We start from the raw sequence: 12,199 nt of genomic DNA, 5'->3' as shown, positions 1-12,199 counted from the left end.
CTGCCCTTTTATAAATATCCCAAAAGCCAATAAATGATAATAAAGGCTATAATGGTTCCAAAACAGCCAAGTCCTAATTTCTTAGCTCCCCAGCCTGCGATTATTGTCTTAAAAAATCGATTCATACGTTAATGCTTTTTCTTCCGTTAAACCTCTACAAGAAAAATGCCGATTTTTAAACGGATAATATATCCCGAACGATAAGCTTCCCCTCAAAATACCTTTTTAAATATCTTCCATCTCCATGAATAGTCCATATCTGTTGGGGTTTCACATACTCAATATATTGTAAGATATCCGCCCAATCGACATGATCAGAGATATATAGCTCAATATCGTTTTGTCTTTGTAACCGCTCCCAACCCGAGGCAAATGCTTTCAATACATTCTTTGCTTTAAAATAACTATTAAACGTCAGCGGGGGAACTAGATATATTTTATTGATGCGCCCATCTTTCATCGCTTTACGATTGTATAAAGTATAACGAAGTTGTTTGTTTCCTAACGCATTGTATAACTTATGAACAGCGTACATCTTATGATGTACTAACACTTCTTTTTCGGGCAGCAAGTCATTTATCAAGGCAGTTAGTCGCTGTGCTTTACCTAAGGTATAACACCCTAGCATAATATTACTTGCGGTGTCCTTCAGCTTTAAAATCTCTTTTTCGACAGCTGGATGTGATACCGCTGGATTAGCAAAGGTAGATTCGGTGATAAGAACATCAGCGCGCGTCAATATAATCGGTTCACAGGTGGCGTCTTCCTGCAATTTATAGTCGCCTGTATACAAATACTTCACACCTTGATATTCCATCAACACCTGCGCAGATCCTAATATATGTCCTGCCGGAAAAAAAGTGATATGCACATTACGTAAAGTAAACGGCCGTTCGAATGTGATCACCTCGACCGTATTTTCTACCATTTTCGGAAACCTATTTTTCATAAAGGCAAATGTCACTGCCGTGGCATACATCTTTTGATGTCCATTGGTAGCATGATCGCCATGGGCATGCGATATGATATTTTTTTCGACGGGGCACATCGCGTCAATATAAAAATTGCCATATCGACAATAATAGCCTATATCATCTTTTACCAAAAAATCTTCCAGAATCTCATTCATGGTTTTCGCCCTTCTAAAAATTGTTTGTGTAAGGGTAATATTTGAGGAAGTAAAGGTGTTAATTCGTCATTTACAATAGTAAAATCAGCAAGTTTTTGCTTTTCTTCGTCTGACAGTTGCTTGTTTACACGATCTAAGACTTCTTGTTTTGTGACTTTATCCCGTTGCATAACACGTGCAACGCGAACATCTAGCGGTGCGGTCACCAAAATGGTATAATCTAGTTTTTTATACGAACCACTTTCAAAAAGCAATGCTGCCTCTTTTAGCGTGTAGGGAAAAGTCTGCGAAGCGGACCAATCCTCTCCATGTTGAATCACGATAGGATGTACAACGGCATTCAGTTTATCCAGTTTTTTCTGATCTCGAAATACTTGTGAAGCTAGATAAGCACGATTCAGACGCCCTTCAATATCATAAACCTCTTTTCCAAATTCCAGTATTAATGCATTCTTGATAGCTGGATTCGTATTCATCAATTCTTTCGCTTCTCTATCTGCATCATAAAACGGTACACCTAGTGCTTTGAAAACTTTTGCAACATAGCTCTTTCCGGAACCTATACCTCCCGTAATACCAATTTTCAATCCCATAAATTATCTTCTTACAAAAAAATCAACATTTTGCGGTTCCATACTGATTACATGGCAATGTTCCGGAACTTTCGTTAAGATAACCGGTAGATTTTGTACTTTATTCTTCTCCCAATTTTCCATATCTACAACCGCCTCAAAATCCCGTGACGACCACTTATTATAATCCTTTAACGAGACAAGAAACGTGAGTTTAATCTTGCTTGGCAACGTTCGAACCGAAGTATACCGCGCAGCATTTTCCATTTTCAAAGGTAGTTCAACCACCTTTTCGGTAATTTCCCCTACCGGAATAGTAATTTCAGAGAATGTCGGATAAATGGTAATGTTGTTTTTTTGATGTTTATTTAGATAGGCGATCGTACGAATATCCGTTGCCACGTCTGTACCTCGAATCGTATCCGTTTCCAAATAATCTATATTGGCGACATCTTCCAACGGTCCTGTCACCGTAACATATTCGGGATTTGCCCGCGTATCACCTATAATGCCATATTGTTTTTTAAATTGAATATCATATAAGGCGCGAACAGGTACTTTCCGTTGTGTCTGTTTAGAAAAGTCAAAATACAAGGTATCTGGTGACACGCCAATCACTTGATTATCGGCTGGAAATTGTCGATTGATATATCCTAATTGATTCGTAAAAACAATATAATTTCTCGTCCTCAACCCATTTAAATCCACTTGAATGTGCGGCGTATCAGGTCGCAATCTCTTCATGAACATCTTCCATCCGCTCATTCTCATCCGAATGCTGACCGTATCCGACTGTAACGGATGAAATGCTTTGCTTTCTGGAATATTCACATAGGAGATGCCGGCGTCGATACGATATATTTGTTCTGTAGACACCGCAAATAATAACCAGGCAATAAAAGAAAGTCCCAGACATCGCAAAAATATTGCAATTTTTCGTCGTCTCGTCTTTGTGATGCGGGGTTGCGCCATAATTACAAAAATAGTAAAATAAAAAAGCAACCTGTGCTTAGGTTGCTTTTTATCCGGTTAAATGTAAAAATCACTTCTTTACGGCCTCGCCGTTAGCTGCTTTCGAAGCATCTAATGCCACGGCAGATTTGTCGAAACGCATTTTCACGCCTGAACCTACATCCACTAGGAAAGTCGTTTCACTAACTTCTACAATACGTCCGTGGATTCCGGCTGTTGTCACAATTTTTGAGTTTACACCTAATTCCTCAATATATTTTTTATGTTCTTTTTGTTTCTTCATTTGCGGTCTGATCATGAAGAAATAGAATACCACAACAATCAGAATCATAGGTAGGAAGCTCATCAATCCACCACCTCCTGGCGCAGCTTGTAATAACGTAGTTATCATATTATATATAAAATTAAAAGTTACAAAATTTATTTTTATGAGGAAAGGAAATATTTATTTCGGTAAGACTTCTCCTTTTAATTGTACCGTCGTCACGCCATTTTCAGCGTTGGAGACAATCGTCACAATTTTTTGCTGTTTTCCTACTTGTCCGTTGCTATCAAAACTTACTTTCACCTCACCAGATTTACCCGGCAGAACAGGGGTCTGTGTATAAGATGGTGTAGTACACCCACATGACGCAGAAACCTGCGACAAGATTACAGGTGCCGTACCCGTGTTGGTGTAAGCATATACATGCTCTACCACTTCGCCTTCTTTCACTTCACCAAAATCATAAACCGATTCTCCGAATTCGATCTTACCTCCTTGCGCATGTTCATTCCCTATGGTATCTGTCGCTTGTTCTTCGTTATTTCCTGCATTTCCACAAGAAACTAATGTAGCCAATGCAATGCAAACAAAAAATGATTTCAATATATTCATGGTATTAATCTTTAAGTCCTCTACCTGTTTTTTGAATACGTCCTTGTTGTGTCAATTCTGCCAGTATCTTATCTAAGATACCGTTAATAAATGTATTACTTTTTGACGTACTGAATGCTTTTGAAAGCTCAATATATTCATTAATCGTAACTTTCACCGGAATCGTCGGAAAGTTAACGAGCTCACAAATTGCCATACGCATCAGCAGCGTATCGACCAATGCTATACGATCCGCTTCCCAGTTCTTCGTCTTCACCGAAATCAACTGCTGATATTCGTTGCCATAGCGAATTGTCTGTTTTAAGAGTTCCACAATAAACTCCCGATCTTCTTCCCAATTGGGGGTTAAATCCGCCAATTGGTTTTGTGCCGGATTTTCACTACTGAAGTTTTTGAACGTCTTAGCTACCATAGCCTGTAAGACCTCTTTATCTACCGTCCAATTGATAAATTTTGCATCGAAAGCTTGCTCAATCTCCGGCGTTTTCAATATGATCTTTTTAAAGATAAACTTGATAATATCTTTTTCTGCGCCAATGGATCTATCATCTTGCTGCAAATAAGCCATATATTCGGGCGATCCCTTCAACTGTGCAAAGATAGAACGTACTATTTCGGGGTCAAACGTCCAAGAAACTTTATATTTCTTTACATTTTCCAAATAGGTTCGATTCTGCCGTAATGACTCGATAAAACTATTGCTGTTCAATTTCGTTGTATAGATTTTATCTGCTTCGGTCGGCAAAAATTTATTGGCTCTCCCCTCTGCATCAATCAGTACATATTCGGCAACTTCATCTAGTAGATTCAGTGTCCAAATATACATTTGGTTAACTTCGTCAACACTTGTTAATAGTGCTTTTTCAAAATCTTTTACCTGTTTATCCTGTGACAAACTAAACGCATACAGCGTCTGCATAACTTTCACCCTAAGGTGCCTTCTATTAAGCATAATTTAATTTAAAGAACGATTGTATATAAATAAGAACGTATTATACTTTCCAAACCCACCTATTTAATTTTCTTGATGTCAAATATACGCTTTTCTGCCAATTGTTTAGCAGCTTCATGCGTAGTAATGTCATCTTCGACGGATTTTTGAATGACATGACGAGTTGCGTTATAGATATTTTTAATTAATGCTTCTGTACGATCATTACCGTAGCCCTCTAGCTCGGAATAACAACTAATTAATGCCCCTGCATTGATTAAAAAATCCGGTGTATATAAAATATTCCGCTCTTTCAGCAGTTTGTTCGTTTCCTCTTCTTCTTTCAGTTGGTTATTTGCTGATCCAGCAATAATCCGGCAACGCATACGCGGTACCGTTTCCGGGTTGACCGTTCCACCCAATGCACATGGTGCATATACATCCGCATCCAGTTCAAAGCTTGTCGAGTAGGTAATCGGCTCTGCTTTATATTTAGCCGCAATTTTCATCTTACGCTCCTCGGTCATGTCGGATACATACACCCGTGCATTTTCCGCGCGCAACATACCTACCAATTGCTCGCCGACACTGCCAACACCTTGTACAGCAATTTTACGCCCAGCCAATCCATCATCGCCATATAATTCTTTGATAGCCGCTTTAATACCATAAAATACGCCTCGTGCTGCAAAAATTGTCGGATCTCCTCCTCCATTTAAGGATGCCGGTAAACCGGCTACGTAGCCCGTCTCTGCCAGCATATATTCTAAATCCTTCTGCGTCGTACCAACATCCGTAGACGCGATAAAATTTCCATTGAGCCCTTCTATGAATTTCCCAAACCGGCGCATTAAAACTTCTGTTTTAGCTGTTCGGTGATTACCCATAATAATAGCACTTCCCCCTCCCAAATTAAGACCTGCCAACGAAGCTTTATGTGTAATTGCTTCTGATAGACGTAAGGCGTCATCGATCGCGTCCGATAACGATTCGTAGGGCAACATACGGACACCTCCAATCGCCGGTCCCAATGTGGTATCATGAATAGCCACAATAGCTTGCAACCCTACCGCCTTATCTTGACAGAAAAATAAATTTTGATGACCAGAAATTGCCATCTTGTCGAAAACAGAAGAATTATTTACTTCCATAACATTCCTTAAATGCCTGTATATTCTTTTTGCTTCTGCAAAAGTAGGGAATATTTTTTCAAATTTTAGCCTTACATTTCCTCTATAGCATGTTTTCAATGGCCGAGGAGAGCGAAACAAATTCATTTTATATGCAGATTCAATTATATTGCATATAAAACTGATTTTGTTTAGGTTTGTTCTCGATGAAGGAGTTGGCTTATCTCAATAAATATTTTTACAAATACCGTTGGAAACTCATACCGGGTGTTATATTTGTCATTATATCCAACTACTTTGGTATCCTACCGGCCGTCGTTATCCGAGAAGCATTTGACCTTGTTAAGGAAAATATTGATCTCTATAGACTTTATGATGGCTTTGATCGACAAGAGTTGGTGTATCAAGTATTCGGTAGCAGTTTGCTTTTTTTCGGCTTTGTAGTCTTAGCACTTTCGCTATTACGAGGTATCTTTTTATTCTTTATGCGACAAACGATTATTCTCACATCACGCCATATTGAATATGACCTCAAAAATGAGATTTACAATCATTACCAAGAGCTGGATTTTTCTTTTTTCAGAAAAAATAATACGGGCGACATGATGAACCGCGCCACGGAAGATGTCAATCAGGTAAGAAACTATCTGGGACCTGCGATTATGTATGCCATTAACACGGTGGTACTTTCGATCATGATCATTTACGCCATGTACAATGTCAATCCAAAGCTTGCCACCTATTCCTTACTGCCCATCCCGATCCTATCTGTACTTATCCTGTTTATCAATAAAGTCATCAATCAGCGAAGTGAAAGGATACAACGGCAACTATCTACGCTTTCTTCCTTCGTACAAGAAACGTTTTCAGGGATACGCGTTATCAAAACTTATACGCGCGAAAAGCAGAAAATGGAGGTATTTAAGAACGAAAGTAATCTATACAATAAGGTCTCGCTCGACCTTGTTCGTGTGCAGGCTATTTTCTTTCCGCTCATTATTTTCCTCATTGGTTTCAGTACCATCATCACGGTATATGTCGGTGGTATCGAGGTAAAAAACGGAACTATTACTGCGGGAAACATTGCTGAGTTTATCTTGTATGTCAACCAGCTTACCTTCCCTGCCATGTCATTGGCATGGGTAACTTCCCTATTCCAACGTGCCGCGGCATCGCAAAAACGAATCAATGAATTTCTAAAAACAAGATCAGACATAAAAGACGGTGATACAGAACCCATACTTCAAGGAAATATAACAGTCGAGAATCTTTCCTTCACCTATCCCGAAACAGGAATCAAAGCCATTGAAAATTTATCATTCACCATAAAACGTGGGCAAACGCTCGCCATTATCGGGAAAACGGGATCTGGAAAATCGACATTGGCAAATCTTCTGTTGCGTACATATGATCCAGATCAGGGGCATATTTATTATGACGGATTGTCGTTACAAGATATCAAGACAAATGCTTTACGTTCCCAGATTGGATTTGTACCTCAACAGGTATTCCTCTTTTCAGATACGATAGCTAATAATATTGCTTTTGGCTTAGATACCCTCGAAATCGATAAAGTGGAACAAGCCGCAAAAGATGCTGCCGTTTATGATAACATTATGCATTTCGAAAATGGTTTCCAAACCTCTATTGGCGAACGTGGGCTTACGCTATCTGGTGGTCAGAAGCAACGGGTCTCTATCGCACGGGCGTTGGTTAAAGACCCTCAAATACTTATTTTTGACGATTGTCTTTCGGCTGTCGACACCAAAACGGAAGAAGACATACTCCACAATCTGAGCCGTATTATGCGAAACAAAACGACTATTTTCATCGCTCATCGTATCTCCACCATCAAAAATGCCGATCATATTATCGTACTGGATGAAGGTCGAATCATCGAACAAGGCACACACGATGCGTTGTTAGCACAGGAAGGTGCCTATTTTGAACTACATGAAAAGCAACTATTAGAGACCGAATAAAATGCTATATATCAAAAAAGTATATCTAATATTTTTATTTTCATTCTACCTTATCATTTGCAACTCAGGGCTATTTGCACAACAAGTTCTCCTGAAAGACACCATTACTACAGCAGAAACAAAGGATACCGTTACACAAAATTTTGATCACCTTTATGATATTAGTGATGGTATAAAAGATATGGTAAGGTTCGTCCGCCACGATACAACAACCCGAGTTTCGAAAAAACGTTCTGGAATTTCCATTCTTCCGAATATCAATTATAACCCTAGCATTGGATTTCAAATTGGCGCAAAAGTTGTCGGTGGTGTCTATACCGGTGACCCGCAGCACACCACCATGTCTACGTTTGCCACGGCGTTAAGCTATACTACGCGAGGTATTATCTACGGTTACGTGATGCATGATATTTATACGCCTAGAAATAAATGGAATTTAAAAGGGGGAATTATTATTGCTAAAAGTGTAGGATTAGATTATGGTATGGGCATGGGAAATGTAGTACAAACGGATATTCCAGAAGAAAAAACGCTCAATAATCCAGATCGTACACGCTTTGTCAACCAATTTATGGTATACGGTCTTAATGAACGGATTTATAAAAGGTTGTCACCAAACATGTTTATCGGTACAGGCGTGTTTTTTGAACTAAAACGTAATATATATACGTTAGGGAATCATAAAGCTACTCCGTTAGAAGTATATAGCAACTTAACAGGGTACAACGCAGAGAAATACAATAATAACGGTTTAATGTTCAACTGGCAGTATATGACTCGTGATAATCCGAACAGCGCCTATAAGGGCATTTACGCAGATGTAGTTTTGCGAATGAGCCAAAAATGGATGGCAAGTGCCCAAAATGCTTACCAGCTGCAAACTGATTTCAGAAAGTACTGGCAACTATCAAGCAGCCGTCCAAATCATGTATTGGCATTTTGGCATTGGGGATCGTATAACGTTGGCGGCAGGCAGGCTTATCTCGACCTTCCGGGCACCGGAAAAGATCCATTTGCACGTACCGGACGTGGCTATACCAATGGCTATTTCAAGGGAAATTCCTTTTTCTATTCTGAAGTAGAGTACCGGTTTCCAATTTTACGCAATCAATTCTTAAGCGGCGTGATCTTCGCTAACGTGCAAACGGCAAATGATCGTTTGGGCACCAAACTTTTCCAACAATGGCAACCAGCCGGCGGTACAGGACTACGTGTGCTATTCAATAAGGCGACACGGACAAACCTATGTATTGATTATGCTTTTGGTCGATTCGGTCAACGTGGTTTATTCTTGGGATTAAACGAAGCTTTTTAAATCAGACACACATGCGCTCTAAATTTTTTTTTCGCTCTACTATCATAACAATATTATATACGCCTTGTGTTGTTTGGAGCCAAACGACGGATAGCATATCCACCGAACAAGAAATTAACCCTATTCATATCAACGCTTATTTCAGCCAACAGCCCATTCTGGAACTAACATCGGCAGCACACACGATAAGCTCGCGCTTGGTAGATATACAACAACCCAACTCATTACTTCCCGCCATTAACACGGTAGCAGGGGTGCGCATGGAAGAACGTTCGCCGGGAAGCTACCGTTTAGCGATGCGCGGAAGTCTTATCCGATCGGCTTTTGGGATTCGAAACGCCAAGATATATATAGATGATTTCCCACTGACCGACGCCGGAGGGAATACTTATTTAAACCTTCTCGATCCAGCGGCTATAGATGCGATACATATCATTAAAGGCCCCGATGGTTCTTTGTATGGCGCTAATTCCGGAGGTGTTATTCATATAGCTCCAAACGGTTTTGACGTGCGCAAAAATCGTAGTTCTGTCTTATTAAGTGGTGGATCATTCGGTTTGTTTCAAGAACAACTTTCTATACAACGGAAAGTAAACGATAATTACAGCTTTTCTTTCGATCAGTCGTTTACACGATCGGATGGGTACCGTGACAATACGGCATTGAATAAGAAAACGCTCCAAACGGCACATCGCTGGAAATACACGCCAAAAAACGAAATCCGTTTTTTGGCGCTGTATAGTGATTTGGGTTATCGTACGCCTGGAGGGTTGACTCAAGCGCAGATGGACGAAAATCCACGCATGTCCCGACCCGCAGCTGGTCCAAACCCCAGTGCTAAAGAGCAGCAAGCAGGTATATACAACAAAACGTTTTATGGAGGTATAGCGCACCATGCTCAGCTATCGGATAGACTTTCTCATGTGATTAGCGTTTTTGGCTCAAATACCGATTTCGAAAATCCATTTATTACCAATTACGAATACCGAACAGAGAATAATCTCGGTTTACGCACCTACTTTTCGTATAGAAACATGGATAGTCCGTATGTACAATGGCAAATGCAAATGGGCTTTGAAGGACAAAAAGGGTGGAATGAAATTGAAAACTACGGCAATGAGAAAGGTGAGGCAACCGATCTAGAAGATCACGATAATCTCTATAATACCCAATACAGTTTCTTCTACCGGACTATGGCAAAAATATATCAACGCTGGACAATAGAAGGTTCATTGGGATTAAACTATTCAAAACTCAGCTATCATCAACATCATCCGGAGATAGAAAGTCCCAGCGGAAATATCACATTCGGCAGTATCTGGATGCCCCGAATTGCAACTTCTTATTTGATTACAGATCGATTCGCTGTTCGAGGTTCTGTTTCTAAGGGCTATTCTCCTCCTACAAATGAGGAAATACGACCTTCCGACAGGATCATCAACAATTCCTTACGGCCAGAAACAGGTACAAACTACGAACTAGGTACCCGTTTAGAAACAAATGGCAGACGCTTTATTGCCGATTTAAGCATATACCGTTATAAAATAAAACATGGAATCGTCGAACAACGTAATGATGATGGAGAAGCGTATTATCTCAATGCAGGGGAAATAAATCAAAGGGGTATCGAAGCCTCCATTTGGGCGTATATACTAACTCCTCAAACGAAAAGGTTCATCCAAACCTTCAACCTACATTCCAGTGTTTCCTACAATCATTATCGCTTCGGAAATTATAACGTGAATAATAATGATTTTTCTCGCAATAAGGTCACAGCAGTACCAGATTGGGTATGGAGCAACACACTCTTGATCAGTTTACCAAAGCAATTCGGATTGAACCTTTCGCATAACTTCACATCGGTTATGCCGTTGAACGATGCCAACACGGTATTCTCTGAAAAATTCCATTTGGTACAAGCAAAAGGAACATGGACATGGCGACTAAAAAAGCGGCAACAATTACAGTTCTTTGCCGGTGTAGACAATCTCCTAAATGAACGGTATAGTTTAGGCAATGACATCAATGCGTTTGGCGATCGCTTTTTCAACCCTGCTCCTACCCGAAATTATTATGGTGGAATGAAGGTTATTTTATAAAATCGTCCTATCCAATCCCATTAGCCGTTCCAAATGATGATAGGTGATACCAAAATATGCTTTTGTAGATGCTATTTTCGCTAAAATTTCTTCTTGTCTTCGGCTATTAATCGATTTCTTTTCGCCTACCACCAGCACATTTTTAGGCGTATGGGCATCCGATACAAATTGAAAGACTTTGGTTTGGTAACCGAAATACTCCATAATTAATGCGCGTATGCCATCGGTCACCATTTCGGCCTGACGCTCCATAAAAATCCCATGTTTAAGTAGGAAATCCAATTCATTCTTTGTTTTATGCTTTTCTATTTCCCGGCGAATTTGTTTATGGCAACAGGGTGCGACCACAATAAGGTCCGCATCATGCTTAATACCTTTAGCAATAGCATCGTCAGTTGCTGTATCACAAGCATGCAAGGCAATCAAAATATCTAAATCATCGTGGGGTTCATAGTCTTCTATCGCACCCTGTATGAAAAGCAAATCTTTAAAATCCGATTTGGCAGCAATCTGATTACATAACTCCACTAAATCTTTACGGTATTCAACGCCCACTAACGAAACCCTTTTTCGGAGCGTATATACTAAATAATCATACAAAGCAAATGTTAAATAACCTTTTCCTGCGCCCATATCGACAACATTTAATGTGTCTTTCACGGACAGGCGCTGTAATATAGAACTTAATATCTCTATGTAATGATTAATCTGCCTCCATTTATCTTGTGCATTTTTATATACGCTTCCTGTCGCATCCGTCAGTTTTAACGCTTGCAAATAAACTTTATCCGCACTATCCAACTTCCGTTCTTTTTGTTTATCATGTGTAAAAACAATAGGCTTCTTCGCAGTCGGATTTTCTTTCTTTAGAGACCACACGCCTTTTTTCGTGCATTGACATATTAGATTTTCCGTCTCCGCAAACAAGGTTGCTACCCGAAAACCTTCAACTTTCAAAAGCCCCTGTATCTCCATAATGCCCGTCTGTAATTCAAAGTTCTTGGTAATGTCTTGTGTTTTATAACGAAAAACAAAAGATAATTTCTTTTCTCGCTTTATAATGACCGGTTTGATATATACGTTCTTTAGGTACAACTCTGTTCCATTGTAATCTCCTAAAGAAATTTTAATAAATTCCTGCTGTTGAATAGATGTTCGAATTTTGTCAAAGAAGGCGGCGTAATTATCCATA

11 protein-coding genes are annotated in these 12,199 nt (G+C 39.7%); 3 read left to right on the top strand and 8 right to left on the bottom strand.

Translation table 11 applies throughout. The features are described 5' to 3' along the window. Positions 1–175: 175 nt before the first annotated feature. The 7 genes from H8B06_RS00560 to H8B06_RS00530 form a co-directional block, all read right to left on the bottom strand. On the bottom strand, positions 176–1,129 hold the full coding sequence (locus tag H8B06_RS00560; protein WP_190992339.1) for an MBL fold metallo-hydrolase: 954 nt from the start codon (positions 1,127–1,129) through the stop codon (positions 176–178). Then, positions 1,126–1,722: a dephospho-CoA kinase gene (gene coaE, locus H8B06_RS00555; protein WP_190992338.1), complete on the bottom strand. Its 597-nt coding sequence runs from the start codon at positions 1,720–1,722 to the stop codon at positions 1,126–1,128. The genes H8B06_RS00560 and coaE overlap by 4 nt, the downstream gene beginning before the upstream one ends. A 3-nt stretch (positions 1,723–1,725) precedes the next feature. Next, entirely contained in the window at positions 1,726–2,622 is an 897-nt protein-coding gene (locus H8B06_RS00550) for a CdaR family protein (RefSeq protein ID WP_223857393.1), read from the bottom strand. Between the two features lie 121 nt (positions 2,623–2,743). Continuing rightward, on the bottom strand, positions 2,744–3,064 hold the full coding sequence (gene yajC / locus H8B06_RS00545) for a preprotein translocase subunit YajC (RefSeq protein WP_190992336.1): 321 nt from the start codon (positions 3,062–3,064) through the stop codon (positions 2,744–2,746). Between the two features lie 54 nt (positions 3,065–3,118). After that, complete coding sequence (locus H8B06_RS00540) at positions 3,119–3,550, bottom strand: DUF1573 domain-containing protein (protein ID WP_190992335.1); 432 nt, start codon at positions 3,548–3,550, stop codon at positions 3,119–3,121. Positions 3,551–3,554: 4 nt separating this feature from the next. Further along, positions 3,555–4,502, bottom strand: a complete 948-nt coding sequence (gene nusB, locus H8B06_RS00535; RefSeq protein ID WP_190992334.1) for a transcription antitermination factor NusB — start codon at positions 4,500–4,502, stop codon at positions 3,555–3,557. Positions 4,503–4,561: 59 nt separating this feature from the next. Then, positions 4,562–5,632 carry a Leu/Phe/Val dehydrogenase gene (locus tag H8B06_RS00530; protein ID WP_190992333.1) on the bottom strand — a complete coding sequence of 357 codons (1,071 nt, stop codon included), beginning with the start codon at positions 5,630–5,632 and terminating at the stop codon, positions 4,562–4,564. Positions 5,633–5,817: 185 nt separating this feature from the next. Between H8B06_RS00530 and H8B06_RS00525 the strand changes: the two genes are divergently transcribed. The 3 genes from H8B06_RS00525 to H8B06_RS00515 are packed head-to-tail and all read left to right on the top strand — an operon-like array spanning position 5,818 to position 11,007. Beyond that, positions 5,818–7,593, top strand: coding sequence for an ABC transporter ATP-binding protein (locus H8B06_RS00525; RefSeq protein WP_190992332.1), 1,776 nt, complete (start codon positions 5,818–5,820; stop codon positions 7,591–7,593). 1 nt (position 7,594) lies between these two features. Further along, a complete protein-coding gene (locus H8B06_RS00520; RefSeq protein ID WP_190992331.1) occupies positions 7,595–8,908 on the top strand; it encodes a BamA/TamA family outer membrane protein in 1,314 nt (437 codons plus the stop codon). An 11-nt stretch (positions 8,909–8,919) separates the two neighbouring features. Further along, a complete protein-coding gene (locus tag H8B06_RS00515) occupies positions 8,920–11,007 on the top strand; it encodes a TonB-dependent receptor (protein ID WP_190992330.1) in 2,088 nt (695 codons plus the stop codon). On the opposite strand, the gene H8B06_RS00510 is transcribed toward H8B06_RS00515, so the two are convergent. Beyond that, positions 11,002–12,198: a class I SAM-dependent methyltransferase gene (locus tag H8B06_RS00510; protein WP_190992329.1), complete on the bottom strand. Its 1,197-nt coding sequence runs from the start codon at positions 12,196–12,198 to the stop codon at positions 11,002–11,004. The two genes, H8B06_RS00515 and H8B06_RS00510, sit on opposite strands and share 6 nt — an antisense overlap. Position 12,199: the final 1 nt, after the last annotated feature.

The sequence above is a fragment of the Sphingobacterium micropteri genome (assembly GCF_014692515.1).
Classification (GTDB): Bacteria; Bacteroidota; Bacteroidia; order Sphingobacteriales; family Sphingobacteriaceae; genus Sphingobacterium; species Sphingobacterium micropteri.
This window is presented reverse-complemented; position numbering and strand designations above follow the sequence as displayed.